The 19,978-nt window shown below is 43.4% G+C and carries 15 protein-coding genes; 13 read left to right on the plus strand and 2 right to left on the minus strand.

Annotated elements, in window-relative coordinates; all coding sequences use genetic code 11:
- Positions 1 to 18 precede the first annotated feature (18 nt).
- The 5 genes from DRED_RS01530 to cimA all read left to right on the plus strand — a co-directional run bounded on the left by DRED_RS01530 (position 19) and on the right by cimA (position 6,080).
- Positions 19 to 1,536 carry a 2-isopropylmalate synthase gene (locus tag DRED_RS01530; RefSeq protein ID WP_011876672.1) on the plus strand — a complete coding sequence of 506 codons (1,518 nt, stop codon included), beginning with the start codon at positions 19 to 21 and terminating at the stop codon, positions 1,534 to 1,536.
- Positions 1,537 to 1,559: 23 nt separating this feature from the next.
- Positions 1,560 to 2,822, plus strand: coding sequence for a 3-isopropylmalate dehydratase large subunit (gene leuC / locus DRED_RS01535; protein WP_041274371.1), 1,263 nt, complete (start codon positions 1,560 to 1,562; stop codon positions 2,820 to 2,822).
- Positions 2,823 to 3,323 (plus strand): 3-isopropylmalate dehydratase small subunit, encoded by a 501-nt coding sequence (locus DRED_RS01540; RefSeq protein ID WP_011876674.1) that lies wholly within the window; start codon positions 2,823 to 2,825, stop codon positions 3,321 to 3,323.
- Positions 3,316 to 4,386, plus strand: a complete 1,071-nt coding sequence (gene leuB / locus DRED_RS01545) for a 3-isopropylmalate dehydrogenase (protein WP_011876675.1) — start codon at positions 3,316 to 3,318, stop codon at positions 4,384 to 4,386. Before DRED_RS01540 ends, leuB begins: the two co-directional genes overlap by 8 nt.
- Positions 4,387 to 4,538: 152 nt before the next feature.
- Positions 4,539 to 6,080, plus strand: a complete 1,542-nt coding sequence (gene cimA, locus DRED_RS01550) for a citramalate synthase (protein ID WP_011876676.1) — start codon at positions 4,539 to 4,541, stop codon at positions 6,078 to 6,080.
- A gap of 152 nt (positions 6,081 to 6,232) precedes the next feature.
- On the opposite strand, the gene DRED_RS01555 is transcribed toward cimA, so the two are convergent.
- Positions 6,233 to 7,462, minus strand: coding sequence for a DUF4127 family protein (locus DRED_RS01555; protein ID WP_011876677.1), 1,230 nt, complete (start codon positions 7,460 to 7,462; stop codon positions 6,233 to 6,235).
- 385 nt (positions 7,463 to 7,847) lie between these two features.
- Entirely contained in the window at positions 7,848 to 9,089 is a 1,242-nt protein-coding gene (locus DRED_RS01560; protein WP_011876678.1) for an IS4-like element ISDre1 family transposase, read from the minus strand.
- Positions 9,090 to 9,250: 161 nt separating this feature from the next.
- Here DRED_RS01560 and DRED_RS18465 point away from each other — a divergent pair, with 161 nt between their 5' ends.
- The 8 genes from DRED_RS18465 to DRED_RS01595 all read left to right on the plus strand — a co-directional run bounded on the left by DRED_RS18465 (position 9,251) and on the right by DRED_RS01595 (position 19,894).
- The gene (locus tag DRED_RS18465; protein ID WP_156779551.1) at positions 9,251 to 9,388 is read left to right on the plus strand and encodes a hypothetical protein; all 138 of its coding nucleotides are present in this window, start codon (positions 9,251 to 9,253) and stop codon (positions 9,386 to 9,388) included.
- A 118-nt stretch (positions 9,389 to 9,506) separates the two neighbouring features.
- Positions 9,507 to 10,331 carry a diadenylate cyclase CdaA gene (gene cdaA / locus DRED_RS01565; RefSeq protein ID WP_011876679.1) on the plus strand — a complete coding sequence of 275 codons (825 nt, stop codon included), beginning with the start codon at positions 9,507 to 9,509 and terminating at the stop codon, positions 10,329 to 10,331.
- The gene (locus DRED_RS01570) at positions 10,328 to 11,332 is read left to right on the plus strand and encodes a CdaR family protein (protein WP_011876680.1); all 1,005 of its coding nucleotides are present in this window, start codon (positions 10,328 to 10,330) and stop codon (positions 11,330 to 11,332) included. Before cdaA ends, DRED_RS01570 begins: the two co-directional genes overlap by 4 nt.
- 171 nt (positions 11,333 to 11,503) lie before the next feature.
- Complete coding sequence (gene glmM / locus DRED_RS01575; protein WP_011876681.1) at positions 11,504 to 12,838, plus strand: phosphoglucosamine mutase; 1,335 nt, start codon at positions 11,504 to 11,506, stop codon at positions 12,836 to 12,838.
- Positions 12,839 to 13,187: 349 nt separating this feature from the next.
- Positions 13,188 to 15,017 (plus strand): glutamine--fructose-6-phosphate transaminase (isomerizing), encoded by a 1,830-nt coding sequence (gene glmS / locus DRED_RS01580; protein WP_011876682.1) that lies wholly within the window; start codon positions 13,188 to 13,190, stop codon positions 15,015 to 15,017.
- Positions 15,018 to 15,236: 219 nt separating this feature from the next.
- Entirely contained in the window at positions 15,237 to 16,691 is a 1,455-nt protein-coding gene (locus tag DRED_RS01585) for an IS1380-like element ISDre2 family transposase (RefSeq protein WP_011876683.1), read from the plus strand.
- A 591-nt stretch (positions 16,692 to 17,282) separates the two neighbouring features.
- Positions 17,283 to 18,137: a hypothetical protein gene (locus tag DRED_RS01590; protein WP_041274372.1), complete on the plus strand. Its 855-nt coding sequence runs from the start codon at positions 17,283 to 17,285 to the stop codon at positions 18,135 to 18,137.
- A gap of 125 nt (positions 18,138 to 18,262) precedes the next feature.
- A complete protein-coding gene (locus tag DRED_RS01595; protein WP_011876685.1) occupies positions 18,263 to 19,894 on the plus strand; it encodes an ATP-binding protein in 1,632 nt (543 codons plus the stop codon).
- The last annotated feature ends 84 nt before the right edge of the window (positions 19,895 to 19,978 follow it).

Raw genomic sequence — 19,978 nt, forward strand, 5'->3', positions numbered from 1 at the left:
ATACGGGAGGGAAATGGTTTGAACAACCGGGTCCATATCTTCGATACCACCCTGAGGGACGGTGAACAGTCCCCGGGTGTTAGCTTAAACTTAAATGAGAAACTGCAGATAGCTAGGCAGCTAGCCCGGCTAGGGGTGGATATTATTGAAGCTGGGTTTCCCATTACCTCCCCTGGAGATTTTGCTGCTGTTCAGGCTGTGGCCAGGGAAGTGCGGGGCGTTACGGTGGCAGGTCTGGCCCGAGCCAACTTCAAGGACATTGATGTGGCTTGGGATGCCATCAAAGAAGCCGAACAGGCACGCATTCATACCTTTATTGCTACATCGGATATTCACTTGAAATATAAATTACGTAAGGACCGGGAACAAGTGATTGAGGCAGCGGTGGCGGCTGTCAAGCATGCTAGAAAGTACACTTCAGATGTGGAATTTTCTGCTGAAGATGCTTCCCGTTCGGACATAGATTACCTTTGCCGGATTTTTCAGGAAGTGATTAAGGCCGGGGCCACTGTCATTAATGTGCCGGATACGGTGGGTTATACCACACCGGGGGAATATGCCCAATTTATTCGAGACATTCTGGAAAAAACACCGGGCATGGAAAAGATCGTTTTAAGTGTTCACTGTCACGATGATTTGGGGCTGGCAGTGGCCAACTCACTGGCCGCTGTGGGCGCTGGTGCCCGGCAGGTGGAAGGTGCCATTAACGGTATTGGGGAAAGGGCAGGCAATGCTGCCCTGGAGGAAGTGGTGATGGGCCTGTACACCCGCAAGGACTACTATGGGTTAATGACTGGCATAAACACCCCGGAGATTTATCGCACTAGTCGATTGGTTAGTTCCTTAACCGGCATGCCAGTGCAGCCCAATAAATCTGTGGTGGGCAAAAACGCCTTTGCCCACGAGTCCGGCATTCATCAGGACGGTGTTCTGAAGGAACGTACCACCTATGAGATTATGAATCCAGAGCAAGTTGGTATTACCGCCAACAACCTGGTGTTGGGTAAACATTCCGGACGACACGCCTTCCGGGATCGCCTAGAAGAATTGGGTTATCATTTGAATGAGGAAGAATTAAACTTAGCCTTCAGTCGGTTTAAAGTTTTGGCAGACAAGAAAAAGGAAATTACCGATCATGACCTGCAGGCCATGGTGGAAGATGAAATTAAGCATATTCCGGACACCTATGTGTTGAAATACCTGCATATTTCCACCGGGACCGCTGTGGTACCCACGGCTACCCTGGGACTGCAGATGGGTGATGAATTAAAGGAAGAGGCTGCCTGCGGGGACGGTCCCGTGGATGCCATCTATAAGACCGTGGATAAAATCACCGGCATATCCTGTACCCTGGTCAACTATGCCATTAATGCCATCACTGGCGGCAAGGATGCCCTGGGGGATGTAACGGTAAAAATTCGGTGTGAGGAAAAAGAAAAGGTTTATATTGGCCGTGGTGTCAGCACCGATATTTTAGAGGCCTCTGCCAAGGCATATGTTAATGCCATTAATAAATTAATTCATGACATGCAATAGAACAACAAGAGGGGTGAAGAACCGTGCCAATGACCATAACAGAAAAAGTACTGGCTGCGGCGGCAGGCAAAGAAAGTGTAAAACCCGGTGAACTAATTAACGCCAAGGTGGACCTTGTTTTGGCAAATGACATTACAGCACCGGTGGCCATAAAAGAATTCCAGAAGATTGGCCTTGATAAAGTTTGGGATAAAAATCGGGTGGCCCTGGTGCCGGACCATTTTACACCGAATAAAGACATTAAGTCTGCAGAGCAGGCAAAACTGGTACGGGACTTTGCCCATACCCAGGAACTAGCAAACTACTTTGAGGTTGGCCGTATGGGGATTGAACACTGTCTGTTGCCCGAACAGGGACTGGTGGGCCCCGGCGACGTTATTATCGGGGCGGATTCCCACACATGTACCTATGGTGCCCTGGGGGCCTTTGCCACCGGCGTGGGCAGCACCGATTTGGCTGCTGCCATGGCCCTGGGTGAGACCTGGTTTAAGGTACCGGAATCCATAAAATTTGTCTTTAACGGTCAATTGAACAAATATGTAGGCGGCAAGGATTTAATTCTGCATACCATTGGTCAAATCGGGGTAGATGGTGCTCTGTACAAAGCCATGGAGTTTTGCGGAGAAGCCATCAGTCAGTTGTCCATGGATGGACGTTTTACCATGTGCAACATGGCCATTGAAGCCGGCGGGAAAAATGGCATTATTCAGCCGGACGAAATTACCAGACAGTATGTGGAAGGACGGACCAAGCGACCCTACACCTTCTATACCAGTGACCCCGATGCCCAATACTCAAAGGTATATGAGTTTGATGTTAACAAAATAGAACCCCAGGTGGCCTTCCCCCATCTGCCGGAAAATGCCCGCCCGGTAAGTCAGGCCGGCCATGTGGACATTGATCAGGCGGTTATTGGTTCTTGCACCAACGGTCGTATGGAGGATTTGCGCCTAGCTGCTGAAATCCTCAAAGGGAAAAAGGTTCATCAGCAGGTTCGTTTAATTGTAATCCCGGGTACCCAGGAAATCTACCGCCAGGCCATGCGGGAAGGCCTCTTTGAAATCTTCCTGGATGCCGGGGCCGTTGTCAGCACTCCCACCTGTGGTCCCTGTCTGGGCGGACACATGGGAATCCTGGCCAAGGGAGAACGCTGTATTGCCACCACCAACCGTAACTTTGTAGGCCGCATGGGTCATGCTGAAAGCGAAGTTTATCTGGCCAACCCGGCAGTGGCGGCTGCCAGTGCCATTACCGGACGTATTTCTCATCCCCAGGAGGTGCTGTAAATGAATCAGCAGGGTAAAGTATGGAAGTTTGGCAACGACATTGACACGGATATCATTATTGCAGCACGCTATTTAAATAGTTCCGACCCCGTGGAGTTGGCTAAGCACTGCATGGAAGATGGTGACCCTACCTTTGCTTCCAAGGTAAGCGCCGGGGATGTTATGTTGGCGGGTAAAAACTTTGGCTGTGGCAGTTCCCGGGAACATGCCCCCATTGCCATTAAAGCGGCGGGAGTATCCTGTGTGGTGGCTAAATCCTATGCGCGGATTTTCTATCGTAATGCCTTTAACATTGGTTTGCCTATCTTTGAATGTCCAGAGGCTGTGGACGAAATCAATGAGGGAGATGTGATCACCGTAGATGCCGCCAGCGGGGCCATTGTTAACCAAACCAGCGGCAAGCACTATCAGGCAGTACCCATTCCCGATTTTATGAGGCAAATCATCGACGCCGGCGGACTGATCAGCTATGTTAAAGGACGGGTGAAACAAGATGTATAAAGTAGCTTTGCTGCCCGGTGATGGTATCGGGCCGGAAATTGTTCCCCAGGCTGTACGGGTTTTACAAGCCATCGGGGAGAAATATAAGCGAGAATTTTCCTTCCAAACAGCTCTCATCGGCGGTGCTGCCTATGATGCCACCGGTCATCCCCTACCGGAAGAAACCCTGGCAGTTTGCCGCAACAGTGATGCTATTTTATTGGGGGCAGTGGGCGGGCCTAAGTGGGATAACCTGGAGCCCCAACTGCGGCCGGAGCGGGGAGCACTGTTGCCACTGAGAAAAAAATTGGGCCTCTATGCCAATGTTCGCCCTGCGTCGGTGAATTCAGCCCTGGCAGAAGCCTCCCCCTTAAAGGAAGAACTTGTTTCTGGCTTAGATATCTTAATTATCCGGGAATTAACCGGGGGACTCTACTTTGGCCAAAAACACCGGGAAGATATACCCGGTGGTGGACAAAAGGCAGTGGAAACCTTGGAATATACCACTGAAGAAGTTGAGCGGGTAGCCCGTTTAGGCTTTGAAATGGCCAGCAAGAGAAATAAAAAACTGATGTCCGTGGATAAGGCCAATGTTTTAGAAAGTTCCCGGTTGTGGCGGGAAGTTGTGGAAGAAGTGGCAAAGGATTATCCGGATGTTGAACTAAGCCATATGTATGTGGATAACTGTGCCATGCAACTGGTGCGCTATCCCAAGCAGTTTGACGTTATGGTTACAGAGAACATGTTTGGAGATATCCTAACGGATTTGGCCTCCCAGCTTACGGGGTCCATCGGTATGCTGCCTTCGGCTAGCTTAGGTGGAGAAGTGGCCCTGTATGAGCCCATTCATGGTTCAGCCCCGGATATTGCCGGTAAGAACCTAGCCAATCCCATTGCTACCATCCTTTCCGCAGCCATGATGCTTAGAATATCCTTTGGTTTAGAGACGGAAGCTGCAGCCATTGAGCAAGCTGTGGCCAAGGTCCTGGATCAAGGTTACCGCACCGGGGATATCATGCAGCCCGGTAAGACAAAGGTAGGAACAGTGGAAGTGACCGATGCGATAATAAAGGCTCTGGGGTAATAATATGGGGTCTAGCCATGGGCTGTGAGCCATGAGCTATTTAGTTTACCAAAAGCTCATGGCTCACGGCTAAAGGCTAATGGCCGGACCCTAAAGAAATACAATATAAGCTTAGATGAGGTGGTTTGATTGGGGATTTAAGGCTCATTAAAATGTATGACACCACACTGCGGGACGGCACCCAGGGAGAAGGGGTGAGTCTTTCAGCAGAAGACAAGGTGAAAATTGCCCTGCGGTTGGATGAAATGGGCTTCCAGTATATAGAAGGGGGTTGGCCCGGTTCCAACCCAAAGGATATGGAGTTTTTTCAAAAAATTCAACAGTATTCCTTAAGAAATGCACAGGTTACAGCCTTTGGCAGCACCTGTCGGCCAGGTGTGGAACCACATGAGGATGCAAACATCAATTGTTTGCTGGAAGCAGGGGCAAAAATAGCCACAATTTTCGGAAAATGCTGGGACTTTCATGTGACCAAAGCTTTAAACACAACCCTGGAAGAGAATCTACGCATGGTCCGGGAATCGGTGGCTTATTTAAAAAGTAAGGGATTGATGGTCTTTTTTGATGGTGAGCACTTCTTTGACGGTTATAAAGCCAATGCAGACTATGCCCTGTCTGTATTAAAGGCCGCTGTCCAGGGGGGAGCCGCCACAGTGATCCTCTGTGATACCAACGGTGGCAGCATGCCCCAGGAAATCCAGCGGGCTGTAACCCATGTGGTAGAAGAACTGCCCGGTGTAGAATTGGGCATTCACGCCCACAACGATGGGGAAATGGCAGTGGCCAACAGTATCATGGCTGTACAGGCCGGAGTTTCACAGGTGCAGGGAACCGTCAATGGATTAGGAGAGCGGTGTGGCAATGCCAATCTTTGCTCCATCATCCCAAATCTTGCTTTAAAGATGGGATATTCTACCATTCCGGCGGAGAACCTTGTTTATCTAACTGAGCTTTCACGCTATGTCTATGAACTGGCAAACCTAAATCCCATTGCCAATCAACCCTTTGTTGGAGAAAGTGCCTTTGCCCATAAGGGGGGCATCCATGTCAGCGCCCTCATGAAAGAACCGGGCACCTATGAACACATGAACCCCGAAGCTGTGGGTAATGTACGACGGGTGCTCATGTCAGAATTGGCGGGTATTTCCAACCTTCTTTATAAATATAAAGAACTTCATTTAGATAAAAGCAGCCCCGAAGGACGGCAGGTGCTGGAGAAACTTAAAAACATGGAGCATGGAGGCTACCAGTTTGAGGCAGCCGAAGGCTCCCTGGAATTGATGTTGCGAAAGGCCATGAACGGCTACCGGGAACCCTTTCAATTAGAAAGTATGCGCTTGATCTTAGAGATGAGGGAAGAGAACCCCATCCACTCCGAAGCCGTCATTAAGTTAAAGGTAGGAGACCAAGTGGTGCACACCGCAGCCGAAGGAAACGGCCCGGTACACGCCCTGGATAACGCATTAAGAAAGGCCCTGGAGACCTTTTATCCCGAAGTGGCAGGTATGCGGCTTTCGGACTACAAAGTCCGGGTGCTGGAGGAAAAGGCAGGGACAGAAGCAAGGGTACGTGTGCTTATCGAAACCGGGGATGGCAAAAAAACCTGGGGCACCGTCGGTGTTTCCACCAACATTATTGAAGCCAGTTGGCAGGCCCTGGCAGATAGTATGGCCTATGGTCTGTTGAAGAAGTAAAATAGTAGCACTGTAAAAGATCCGGCACTGGCCGGGTCTTTTTTAGCATATCGGAAAGTATAAAACTTTCCGATATGCATAGGGGCAAACTAAGGCTTACGCCTCGCCTAAAGGCTTCGTGCCCTATAGGGTATGGCATAAGCCAAGTTTTTTTACTTAACCGGTTCCAACTCAACCTTAATATTAAATGTACGATGCCAAGGCAGCGATGCCTCCAGCACTTTTACCTTAAAAGCATGATTATCGGCAAAGGTCTGTAAACGCTTATTAATTTCTTTCTTTACCTTACCTTCCAATGGACCCAAATTGTTTCGGTCATAACCCAAGGGGAAAAGTAGTTCTCTTTCAATGGCCTGACGAATGTTTGCTTGATAGCCCCAGTCGTCTAAGTATCTAGTAATAAGGAACTTTTTTTGAAACGGAATATCCATATAATCAGCCAGCATACCTTGACCCAATGCATAGCCAATACTGTTACCACAGGTATTCCATCCCGAATAAGCGGTTAGATGGGGTAGTAGTTTTTCTTTTTCCAGTAGGGCCATTAGAGTATTATCGGCCCCGGGAAAGGTAATAAATTGGCTTTGGGGCATACCCTTAAAGACCTCTTGCAGTTTACGGAAATCCTTGTGACTGGCACTATATACCGCACAATCATCCCGGGTAAGGACCATGTAGTCAATAACATTCTTTTGATTGAGGTTGATTAATTGGCGGGTAACATTAAGGTTCCTAGCCCTACGGTTGAACCAATCACTACGGATAGTTTGAGGAATGCTTTCCTGCAGTTGAGTAATTCTCTTATTTTCCTCAATGGTCAATGTCCCCATATCAGCCCGGTCTAATAAAGCGCTATACTGAAATAGCTTACTGCCGTAGGTAGTGTAGTAATCTGGTTCTTCGGTATTACCACCTTCCCTGGGTGAACGCATAATGGTTGTAAAAATATAAACCTTTACTTTAGGATTGATCTTCTTGATTCGGGAGAAGTTTGCAACCCGGTTGGTCAGGGTCTGTATATCAAGGGAGTGTATACGGGAAGGAATAAGCCCTCCATAAACCATGTTATCGCTGGAAAGCACCAGGTAGTCTACCTGGGGACTGTTTTCAAATACCCACTGCCAAAGCTTTTCGGTATTTGCGGGTATTTTTTTATTGGGAAGTAATTCCTTGGGCGGGGTAATGACCTCTACCCCGGTGCCACCAATGGTCTCGGTCACATAATCTAAACTGACAGGCCTTTCATCCAAGGGTACAAACAACACTTTGCCGGCGACTTTTCCCTTAAAGAAGTCAATTTTATCTGAATTACCATTGGCCTTTGCCTGGGAAAAGTCCACAAGGAGCAATAGAGATAAACAAAACAAAATAATTTTTTTCATGGTTAATACCTCCCAGGTGGAAATTTTAATATCATCAGTAAAAATATTCCTATATAGATAGACAACAATTTATAAAAAACGTTTGTACTAATGGATGTGTATATTAAAAAATGTTAACCATGGATTTAGTTCTAAAAAGGAATTAGAAATGGACACTTAAACTACCATATAATAGTGCAAAATATTTGTAGGAATTTGTCTTTTATTTATCACTAGCGTTGCATAAAAACTAATGTATAAATCAAAAGTAAATAAATGGAAAATTGCATTGTATTATTTTGTAATAAATTGGTTGTATACACCAATTACCTTATTTCTCTTTGTGCTAAAGGAACAACCACTTAAGAGGTAGTCCTTTATCCACATTTTTCAGATCATGTAATTCCTAAGCTATTATCGGGTCGTAAGTTAGATCATCCAGGTGTTCTGCCTCACCTTGTAGTACCTGTACTAACGTAATGTTGTAGACTTTTTCATGGTCTATACACCGTCGTCCTCTTGAACTTTGGCCTGACTTGTGGTGGAGCTTTCGTACAAACTTGGTGAAGTCTACATAAAGGCATGTATGAAGCAACATTTGAATTTTTAGTAATGGGCCTTCGTAACCTGTTTTCTTTTTAAGCAACATCATTAAACAGTAGGTAATCAGTGCTATCATCAATTGGTTTTCCACAGCCTGCTGGCTTAAACCATAGAAATGTTTTACACAGAAATGTTGTTTGATCCACTTAAAGAATAATTCTATCTGCCAGCGGTAGCGGTATATGTCGCTTATTTCCTCGGCACTTAACTCAAAGTCGTTGGTAATGATAATTACAGGCTTACCCTCGGTATCTTCTGTTTCTATTAGTCTCAAGGGGTTCTGCATTTTGGTTGTACCGTCTTTGCCTAGGATTACTTTATGGTCTTTCTTGATTAAGCTATCTTGGTTTGTTGGAAATTTTTCTAGTGTTTCAACTATTGCGTTACTCTTTAAACGGCTAACGAATCTGGTACCATTATTAGAATAATTGTCAAACCTCTTGTAATCCAAGTAGCCACGATCAAAGACGTTTAGGGCATCTTTTTCTACAACCAAGGCATCCATTTGTGTTTTGTCAGCAGACTTAGCTGGTTTAATTATGGCTTTGTCTGGTAGAACCCCTTGCTCAAGCAGCTGGATACGGAGGTGTAATTTAACTCCACTTTTGGTTTTTCTGAACTCTGCCCAGCGGTATCGGGATAGACAAAGGCTTATTGTTGAAGAGTCTATCAGATAAATGCGACCTAATTCTTGTCTTATTGATTTAAAACCTATTTCAGTACCAAACTGATGGACTATATCAGAAAACAGAGACTGAGTTAATTCAGGAGATAAATCTCTCAATTTACGGGATAACTGTGAAGCACTAATTGAATCTAAACCTACTGCCGAGCTGAAATTATCATCATTTAAGCTGTTACTAATATGGCGGAGACCTTTAAGTTGCTCTAACTGTGCATAGGAAATCATTTGAATTAGTTTGATAACGGTTAATTTTTTAGCGTAAGCATCGACTTCTGATTCTTTGACATTGCTTAAAAATTTTTCGTTATAAATTGTTTGAAATAGTTGATTATATGTGGATTTATTGGTATTCTTGTCCATGCGTGGTCTCCTTATTTTTGGGATTATGGACAGGACTACCTGTTATATCTCAATTATAAGGAGATTTTTTATTTATTCGTAGACAAAATATCCCAAAATACTTGACAAAACAAAAATTTTTTTATGCAACACTAGTGTTTATTTATAGAAATTAGATAGAAATGAAGAATCTACAGGGTGGTGAGCAAGCTGAACCCACAGGTTTGGGAAAGGTTGTATCAATTTTTACAGGCAGCAGTACCTTTACAGAATGGCCCAGGACCAAGAAAGGGTCCTATGCAAGTGAAATAATTCATTAGTGTTACCAGAAGGTTAATGTAAATTAGTAGCGAAAATGATCAAGTATAAATTATATGGTGGATTAGTCCGCTGAATTTAGAAATACTAAAAAATATACAGATATAGGGGGAGTGCCGGTTGCTACCACAACTAAAGGCGCTAAACCTTGAAATTATAAATCTAACCAGCATCGTGGATATTCTTTTGGTGACCTATGTGTTTTATCGCTTTATGCGAGTTATTCAAGGCACCCGGGCCGTGCAACTGATTAAAGGTTTGGTGATTCTACTGGTGGGAACCACCGTCACAAGCTGGTTTCATTTATACACCCTGAATTGGCTGCTTCAACAAGTTATGACAGGACTGGTGGTGGCCTTGCCCATTGTGTTTCAACCAGAGCTCAGGCGGGCCCTGGAAAGCTTGGGACGAGGAAAGTTTTTTGCCAGATCCATGAGCACCTTGAGGGAAGCAGACAGAAGCCGTATGATTAATGAAGTGGTGCGGTCCATTACAGTGTTAGCCAAAAATAAAATGGGTGCGCTTATTATCATTGAAAGAGTTACGGGACTGGAAGAATACATTGACACAGGGGTCAAGGTTGATGGCATGGTATCAGGCGAATTTCTTGTTAATATTTTTATACCCAATACACCTCTCCATGACGGGGCCGTTGTTATCCGGGGAGACCGGGTGGCAGCAGCTGCCTGCTTCCTGCCCCTCTCTGAAAACCCTGACCTTAGTAAAGAGTTAGGTACCCGCCACCGGGCTGGCATTGGTATTTCAGAGGTCTCCGATGCCCTGGCGGTGATTGTATCGGAGGAGACCGGAAACATCTCCTTGGCCGCTGATGGAGTTTTAGACAGAATGCTGGATGAACCTACCCTTAAGCAGAAGTTAACGGATGCCTTGGAGCCCAAAATAAGTAACTCATTGAGCGGGGTATTAAGGAGGAACGAAGAATGATTCGCCTGAAATGGAGCAACAATACCATGTTGTTGTTGTCTTTATTGCTGGCCATTATTCTCTGGCTGTATGTAAACATTGTGCATAACCCTGGCAAAGAACAGGAATTCCGAGTTGCTCTGGATACCAGGGGAAAAGTGGCTCAGGGGCTTACTATCAGTAGCAGTTTACCCCAGGAAGTTACTGTTCGAGTTCAGGGTAGAAACATCATTCAGCTATCCGGGGTAAAGGCCCAAGACTTTCAAGCCACCGTAGATTTAAATAACCTTCAAGAGGGGGTAAATAACCGTATTATCCAAGTCACTGCTCCCAGTGGTTTACAGGTGGTGCAAGTTAACCCGGCCCGGGTGGAAATTACAGCAGATAGAGTGATTCAAAGGCAATTACCTGTAAAGGTTGTAATAAAAGGACAGCCCCAATACGGTTATACAACTTTAGAGCCGGTTATTGAGCCTGCTGATGTGCTGGTACGTGGTCCGGCCAGACTGCTAAAAAACCTAACTAGTATCGCACTCAACGTTGATGTCAGCGGTGCTACCCAGAATATAGAACAGGTGAAAAGTGTAGCACTGCCCGCAGGCCTTGAGTCAACTCCTGAAAGAGTGAAGCTACTGCTGCCCATCACCCGTTCTGTACCCTATCGCATGGTGCCGGTCTTACCACGTTATTCGGGTAACCCCGAGGATAACTACCAATTGGTGCGGATAACGGTCGAACCATCCAGTGTGAAGGTCTATGCCCCGGAAGAAATTCTTAACAATCTGGCAGGCATTCATACCGAAACTATTCAACTGGAAGGTCTAGACAAGGATGATATAAGAGAAGCCAAGATACTGTTGCCACCGGGGGTGGTAGATATCATGCCCGGGAAGGTTGAAGTGGCCATTCAAATAAAACAGAAACAACCAACAACAGAGCCGTCACCACCCAAGGAGACACTGCCCCAGGGTAAACCGGATACCTCCGGTGAGATCAAACAGCCAGATACAGTACCGGAGTAGCGTAAAGACGCTGTTAGTTATTTCCGGCCATGATTAAAGGACCAAGGACTAGCCTAGTTCATATTATTCTTATAAATTGACATGAAAAATGAATGAACGTATAATAGCTTTGATTTGCTAATGATAGAAAATATAAACTTCCTCAAATGATAAGGGGGAAAAGAGTGTATAATGGCTAAACTATTCGGTACCGATGGGGTACGTGGGGTTGCCAACACAGAACTTACAGCTGAGCTTGCCTTTCGATTGGGGCGGGCCGGGGCCCATGTACTGACCCGACAAGGACATTCTAAAAAAATTATCATAGGACGGGATACTAGGATCTCCGGCGACATGCTGGAGGCAGCCCTGGTGGCCGGGATTTGTTCAGTGGGCGTTGATGTATATAAAATTGGTGTTTTACCTACTCCCGGCATTGCCTATTTAACAAGGAAATTAGGGGCGGGTGCCGGGGTAGTTATCTCTGCATCCCATAATCCAGTACAAGACAACGGCATCAAGTTCTTTGGACCCAGTGGCTACAAGCTGCCCGATGAACTGGAAAGTCAAATTGAAAAGCTGGCCCTGGATGATCAAGCAGAACTGCCCCGGCCCACCGGCGGCGAGCTTGGCAGGCTGTACTATGTGGAAGATGCTGTGGATCAATATGTTGACTTTGCTAAAGCGACTATTTCCACTGATCTCAAGGGTTTAAAGATTGTGGTGGACTGTGCCAATGGAGCTGCCTACGCAGTGGCACCGAGAATTTTATCCGAACTGGGAGCAGAGGTGATTCCCATTTTCCACCGTCCCGACGGTGTGAATATCAATGCCCATTGTGGTTCTACCCATCCCGAAACCCTGATGGAAGAGGTTGTTAAACAAGGGGCGGATCTGGGTCTGGCCCATGATGGAGATGCGGATAGAGTGCTGGCTGTGGATCACCTAGGTAACCTGGTGGATGGGGACCAGATCATGGTCCTGTGTGCCAAACATCTAAAGTCCAAGGGTAAACTCCGTAAGAATACCACGGTGGTTACCGTTATGAGTAACCTGGGTCTATATAAAGCCCTGGAAAGAAGCGGCATTGAAGTGGTGGAAACCAAAGTAGGGGACCGCTATGTGCTGGAAAAATTATTAGAAACTGGTGCCCGCTTTGGTGGGGAACAGTCCGGCCACATTATTTTTCTGCAACACAATACCACCGGAGATGGTATAATTACAGCATTGCAGCTATTGGCTGTGGTTAAAGAAACTGGTATGTCCCTAGCCCAACTGGCGGGTCAAATGGAAAGATACCCTCAGATTCTAAAAAATGTGCAAGTAAAAGATAAGAACTACGTTATGAACAGTCCCATTATCTCAGAAGCCATCCGTCGTTTTGAGCGGGATTTGGCCGGTCAAGGACGTATCCTAGTCCGACCCTCGGGCACGGAACCCTTGGTACGGATTATGGTGGAAGGCAAGGATATGGCTGAACTGCAGAGTATTGTAGACAAAATGGCTGAAATTGTGGGCAACATTTAATGTTGCCCACATAATATAAATATACCCTAATGATTAAAGGAGGTGATGCTAGTTGCAGAAACAAGACAACTAAATAACTGAAGCGCCAGAACCTTTTACAAAGTAAGGGTTGACGAGGAGAGGGAGTATCGATGTTTCGGCGGATGCCCTCCGGCCCAGTTGCGGCCGTAAAAGCAGAACAAAGCTGGAAGGTAACTTTCGGTACAAAAACTGCGGGTGACTAAAAGGCGACATTTGTCAATGTTTTACGCCCTGGTATTTTATTGCCATTATCGGGGTAAAATCACACAAAAAGCATGACGCCGTGACCGGATGGTCGCGGCATGACTATTTTAAGGAGGTCGACATTATGTGTGGTGTAGTCGGCTATGTAGGAAACAAACCTGCAACACCTATTATTGTGGATGGTTTAAAGAAACTTGAATATAGAGGTTACGATTCTTCCGGTGTGGCTGTTCTGGATAAGGACGGCCTAAAGGTCGAGAAAAAAATGGGCCGTTTAGCTGAATTGGAAAAGGCCCTGGCAGGCAGAGAAGTGGAAGCTACCATTGGCATTGGCCATACTCGCTGGGCCACCCACGGTCGCCCCAGCGATGTAAATGCACACCCCCATACCTCCAATGACGGTAAAATTGCGGTGGTTCACAATGGGATTATAGAAAACTACCTGCAATTACGGGAATGGCTATCTTCCCAGGGCCATACCTTTAAATCCGAAACCGATACCGAAGTAATCCCCCATCTGATCGAACATTTCTATAAAGGGGATCTCATTGAAGCTGTACAAAAAACTGTGTCCCATTTGGAAGGTTCCTATGCCATCATGGCTATCTCTGTGGATCAACCCGGACGTATTGTGGCAGTGCGCCAGGATATGCCTCTGGTTGTTGGTCTGGGTGAAGGTGAAAACCTGCTGGCTTCCGACATCCCGGCCCTGCTAAAGCACACCCGGAAGTGCTATCTGCTCAATGACGGTGACGTGGTTGATTTACGGGCAGAAGAAGTAATTATTCAGGATGTTACGGGTAAAGTTGTGCAAAAGGATATCTTCGAAGTGACCTGGGATGCCGAAGAGGCCGAAAAGGGCGGCTATGAGCATTTCATGCTGAAAGAAATTAACGAGCAGCCCAGAGCCCTGCGGGATACTCTGAAGGGCCGTATCTCCCATGCTGGAGATAAAGTAATCCTGGATGAAATCAAGATGACCCCGGAGGAAGTTCAAAATATCAAACGAGTTATTATCACCGCCTGCGGTACGGCCTACCATGCAGGGCTGGTGGGCAAATACGTAATCGAACAACTGGTACGGGTTCCAGTTGAAGTGGATATTGCTTCGGAATTCCGCTACCGTGATCCCCTAGTGGATAAAGACACCTTGGTTGTGGTAGTAAGTCAATCCGGGGAAACTGCCGATACCCTGGCAGCCCTCCGGGAAGCCCGCCGCCGGGGGGCCAGAGTGGTGGCCATTACCAACGTCATTGCCAGCTCCGTTGCCCGGGAAGCAGACGATATTATCTACACTTGGGCCGGCCCTGAAATTTCCGTGGCCTCCACCAAGGCCTATACCACCCAGTTGGTAGCCATGTACCTCTTGGCCCTATACCTGGCCCAGGAGCGTAATACTCTGGCAGCCGGCAATATTAAAGAAATTCTGGATGACCTAAAAAGTATTTACGCCAAGGCCCAAGAAGTACTGGATGATATTGAACCCATTAAGGAATTTGCCGAAAAATACCACAAGGCAGAGGATACCTTCTTCATTGGCCGTGGCCTGGACTACGCCGTAGCTTTGGAAGGGTCCCTAAAACTGAAGGAAATCTCCTACATCCATGCCGAAGCCTACGCTGCCGGTGAACTGAAACACGGCACCCTGGCCCTGATTGTGGAGAATATCCCAGTGATTGCTCTGGCCACCCAGCAAAGCCTCTTTGAAAAAATGGTTAGTAACATCAAAGAAGTGAAGGCCAGAGATGCCTCTGTAATTGCCCTGGCCATGGAAGGACATACCGAAGTGGAAAAGGTAGCTGACCAAGTACTGTACATTCCCAAGACCCACCCGGTACTGGCACCCATTATCACCGTAATTCCACTGCAACTGTTGGCCTACTACATGGCTGTATACCGCGGTTGTGACGTTGATAAGCCAAGAAATTTGGCGAAGAGTGTAACTGTGGAGTAGGTGTTAGAGTGGCCCGTCCCCCTTTTGTAAAAATATAAAAATGTTATACAATATATAAACTTAGATACGGAAAGTAAAGTTTAAAAACCCAATAACATCAAGGTCTAATAACCATTTTTTGTTGTAAAAAATTTGACAGAAAAAGAGGGTACACCGCCCCTTCTACGGAATTGTTTAGCGTCCAAACAAAACATTCCAAAAGGATGGTGACCCTCTGAAATGATGGTATCACAATTTATTACCACAAATCAACTTGAAACTTTGACCCGTCAACAACGACGTGATTTGGAACGTAAATATCAGAAGAAATTACATTCTCTTCAACGCCTGACTAGCAAAAGTGATCTTCCGATTAGCTTTGACAATACTTCTGTAACTGCTTATGGAAATTTTGGCATACTAGAGGCGTTTAAGCAAGCCATTGATTTCAAGGGTATGCTTAAAGGGGTTTCCCTTAAGCGACATCATAACTGTAAATACTCTGATACAGGGTTGTTAGATACAATCATTGATGCCCTTTCCTTGGGATTATTACGGTTTTCTCATATGAATGCTCTGCAAACTGACCCTGGATACCAGAAAATTAAAGAAGTAACACAAGTGCCTGACGAAAGCACTTTGCGGAACTTTCTATCTCTTATCTGTGAGCAGGAGGCATTAAACCAATTGCCTCTGGTGAATCAGGAAATGCTGTCCTTAAAGGCCAAATCCGATCAGCCCCGTGAAGTCTGGCTAGATATTAATGACAGTGTCCTCACTGTTTTTGGGAAACAGGAAGGATCAAAAGTCGGTTACAATCCTCGGTACCACGGGAGGCCTTCCTACAAGGTAAAGGTAGCATTTATCTCTGGAACTTGCGAACTAGTCAATGCCGGGTTATATAGTGGGAACGTCGCCAGCAATGGCCAATTTATGGAATTCCTTAAAGAGACATTAGAGATCTTAGCTGCCCAGAATATCCTCGTAAAAGGTATCCGCATAGATAAAGGTTTCTTTGATGAGGATAACTTTGCCTACCTGGAAGAACAGGGCATCGAGTATATTTGTAAGGCTAAACTCACCAGTAATATGAGAAAGGTCATTAAATACCTTGATGACCAGAACCAGTGGCAGTCTTTGAGCAACCATTATGCTGCAGCAGAAATCACCATTCCATTACCTAAATGGTCCAAAGCCCGCAGGTTTGTATTTATCCGTGAAACTCAAGAACCTAAGGCATGCGGCGATCAACTTAACTTTGACCTGAAGACATTCGACTACCAGGTGATAATTACTTCTAGTGACGAGCACAACCCAGAGGAGGTATGGCACGAATACAATAAGCGTTGCAATATCGAAAACAAAATTGATGAACTCAAGGTTGGCTTAGGCTTTGAAAAAATGAGCCAAGCAGAGATGGATCGAAACAAAGCCTTTATGTGGCTCAAAGTATTATCGTATAACCTTCTCAACTGGTTTCGCTTGGCCTTATTGGATGGCAAAGACAGCCGTGCTGAAGTGCCCACTATCCGCCGTAAAATACTGAATGTACCTGGGAACATTGTAGGCAACAACCGTTACCGCCATATAAAGTTAGCCCCTAATCCCTGGCTGCAAAAGGCATTGAAGAATGCTAAGGAAAAATTACAAGAATTCCTTTGCATACAGGCATGGGTTGCCGTAAGTTCAGGTTAAACAAACTCGAGACTAATCGAATTAATCAAATATGATATCACTGATCCAAAAAAGATGGGTCTTATTAACTGCACCCTAAAATCTAGCTTTTTATTGGAGTATACAGCAGTGATAACGCTTTCCGAGTGATTAGGCATTCAGGCAACATAGCAGCTCAAGCGGTATAACCAAAAATTGGTTATTTTGGAGCTTTAACTTGGCTCGGAAAGTTACTTTCCGATTTGAAGATAAAAAAGATATACAACAGATAACAAAGTAATATATTAAATAAAAAAGATATTCGTTTGTATTTGATTTAAATGGCACACTATCTTTGATCAAGATAGTGTGTTTTATTTTTATAAAAATATTTTTGAGTTTTTGTTTATTGAAGGATGTCGGTTTGATTAAAAGTTGAGAATGAATTGAACAAATAACAATAAATTTTTTAATTGTATTTTTATTAGATAAATTTAAAGGATATACAAAAGTTGGATAGAATGTTAGGTAAATTAAAATGGGTTAAATTTCATGATAACGCTGAAAGTACAAACATATATCAAACTAATTATAAAAACCAAATATTCAAATTTAAAATGGAGATATACGATTGTGAGAAAGAATTTATTTGAAAAAATTGATTCAAAACCAATTAGCTACTTAGAAGAAATTACAAGAATAGAATTTTTATTTTCTAAAGATCTAGTGATTGGCAGCCGAGACCTTATAGGTCGGCAACACAGATGTACTATAGAACAATATATTGATGCTTTTCTTTTTAAAAATTGGAAATACAGAAGCACTTATTTATGCATTGATGAAGTTCGACAAGATTTAAAGATTACAGAAAGAGACCTAGCAACCGCACCTACTCAAGAGGACTTACTAGCTTATTTTGAATTTGTAGCAAATATGTTGTTACTTATAAAAAATAGATTTAATTATAGTGTATTTTTTTATTTAAACAGAGACTGTTTAGATATCCTTAGAGAAAATTTAACAGAGGTCTTAGAAAAGATTAACTATAAAATTGTAGAATTAGATTTTGATAAAATCATTATAGTAGCAAGAAATGAAAATGCCGACGCAGTAGCAGAGAACTTTAAAGATATTGGAGATAAGGTTATTGAATATAATAGAACAATCCTACATGGGGATATTGCTGGAAAAAGAGAGATACTACTGGTTTTGGGAGACAAATTTGAGCCCCTGCGAAAAACATTAAAGGGACATGGATTTGGTGATTTAGAAAGTAATATAGGATTTCTTCTTAACAGTATTAATATTAGGCACAATAATAAAGAAGGTACTAATAAAAATAAATTCGTTGTATCCGCCAAACCTGAAGAATTAGAGAAATGGTATGATACAACCTACGAACTTTTATTACTGGCGTTTTTAGCTGTAACATATATTAATAAGAAAACTGAGATAGATAACTTAAAGGCAATAATTGCAAAAAAATAACTCCAACATTTTACAGCTTTTATAGCAAGATGTGGGTGTTATGGTGATCTCAAATATCATCAAAAATTAGGATGTTTTTTAAGGGATTGATTAACTAAAAAATGGAAACACTAGGGTTAAATGAGGTGTTTTGTTTGATAAAAAAATTAAATGTTAATGAAGTTTCGTTGTATAGGGAAATAGCTAAAAATTTAGTAAACCCATTGGAGGTTATTAGAGAGGCTATTAGTAACTCTCATGATGCTCAAGCTAACGAAATAAGAATTAAGATTTACCGCAACTCTGATAATGCTCTGTGTATCCAAATAAGTGACGATGGCAAGGGAATGAGTGAAGAAGACTTTGAACGCTTTTTTAACTTAGGAGATTCTCTTAAAAAAGATAATAATATTGGACAGAAGGGTCTAGGAACTAAAACATATTTCAGAAGTAAAAAACTTTTAGTAGAGTCACAGGTTAGTGATAAGAGATATAGGGCTATCCTCCAAGAACCTTGGGAAAAGCTTAGTTCCAATGTATTGCCGGAATATGATTTTGAACAAATTGCTATAAAACCAGGAGAGAATGGAACTTTTATTACTATTGAAGACTATAAAATTGACAAACCAGAGAATTATTTTAACTTTGATACTTTAATGGATTATATACTATGGTATACTGCTGCCGGCTCATTTAAGACTAAATTTTCTAATCAACTTAGCCTCCGTAAATATGTAAAAAACATAAACATATCTCCGATAATATTCTTAGACGATGAAATAAACCACAAAAAAGAAGAATTTATAGGTGAACATCGCTTTTCTGATCCTAATGAAAATCCTGAAGTAGTACTTGATGAGGAAAAAAACCCTAAGTCATGCAATTATTGTAAACACTTTGGCCCTTTTCACAGGGAAACTACTATAGCAGGCAAATTTGCTTCTTTTCAATTGTATGGTACCGTTTCTGGAATCAACAAGAGGAGAGAAATTAGCCATTTTTATGTTGGAGAAACTCATAAGTCAAGGTTTGGTTTATATCTATGCAAAGATTTTATTCCAATTATCAACCGTAAAGACTTAATTAACGACTCAAATTATCAACATTATCATCTGTTACTTAATTCACAGAACTTTGATTTAACTGCTGATAGGAATAACATCTCGAATGAAGATGACCCTATCGTTAAATGGGTTTTTGAAGAAGTCGATAAGATTCTATCAAAAGATGTAAAACCAATAGCAGAAGCAGCATATTTTAATATGAGAAGAGAAGAGGACGAGGTTTATAAGCAGAAAAAACGAGCTGATGAATTAAAAAATCGTATTGAACATTATAATAGCCTAGAGAACCTTCAAATCGATAATCTTCCAGTGGTAAAGGTTCCTAATAATGAGGCACAGGTAGCTATTCTTTTTACTTCTCTGCTATCAAAATATGGGGATTTACATTTTGATAACATAAGGATAGGGCATTATTCAGATAAATCTACTACGGACCTTATTTGTTTAGATAAAGACAATAAGCCTATCTTGGTCGAACTTGAATATAAATTGTCGAATCTTTTTTACCATGGACACTCGTATAATACATTTGATATTGTTGTGTGCTGGATGGTAGATTTAGAGCTTAACAGTAAACGCCAGACGCCTGATCATATTACGCTTAAACTAGTGAAGACTGAGGATAAGTGGTTCTTAAAATATGGTCCAGATAAAACAATTCCCATAATTGAGCTAAAGTCTATAGTAAATGAAATTAACAACAAAAATAATTAGTAAGGACTCTAAATAGGTAAGACAAAGTAAAATAAGAAATCAGATAAAAAACTTGTACAATAAAAGACAAAATATCGTTAAAAA

It is taken from the genome of Desulforamulus reducens MI-1, assembly GCF_000016165.1.
GTDB classification, from domain to species: Bacteria; Bacillota; Desulfotomaculia; order Desulfotomaculales; family Desulfotomaculaceae; genus Desulfotomaculum; species Desulfotomaculum reducens.

Bases quoted from the DNA above. Each gene is read 5' to 3' on its own strand.
- DRED_RS01540 (WP_011876674.1), top strand. From the start codon at position 2,823: ATGAATCAGCAGGGTAAAGTATGGAAGTTTGGCAACGACATTGACACG.
- leuB (WP_011876675.1), top strand. From the start codon at position 3,316: ATGTATAAAGTAGCTTTGCTGCCCGGTGATGGTATCGGGCCGGAAATT.
- cimA (WP_011876676.1), top strand. From the start codon at position 4,539: ATGTATGACACCACACTGCGGGACGGCACCCAGGGAGAAGGGGTGAGT.
- DRED_RS01555 (WP_011876677.1), bottom strand. From the start codon at position 7,462: ATGAAAAAAATTATTTTGTTTTGTTTATCTCTATTGCTCCTTGTGGAC.
- DRED_RS01560 (WP_011876678.1), bottom strand. From the start codon at position 9,089: ATGGACAAGAATACCAATAAATCCACATATAATCAACTATTTCAAACA.
- DRED_RS18465 (WP_156779551.1), top strand. From the start codon at position 9,251: ATGAAGAATCTACAGGGTGGTGAGCAAGCTGAACCCACAGGTTTGGGA.
- DRED_RS01570 (WP_011876680.1), top strand. From the start codon at position 10,328: ATGATTCGCCTGAAATGGAGCAACAATACCATGTTGTTGTTGTCTTTA.
- glmM (WP_011876681.1), top strand. From the start codon at position 11,504: ATGGCTAAACTATTCGGTACCGATGGGGTACGTGGGGTTGCCAACACA.
- glmS (WP_011876682.1), top strand. From the start codon at position 13,188: ATGTGTGGTGTAGTCGGCTATGTAGGAAACAAACCTGCAACACCTATT.
- DRED_RS01585 (WP_011876683.1), top strand. From the start codon at position 15,237: ATGATGGTATCACAATTTATTACCACAAATCAACTTGAAACTTTGACC.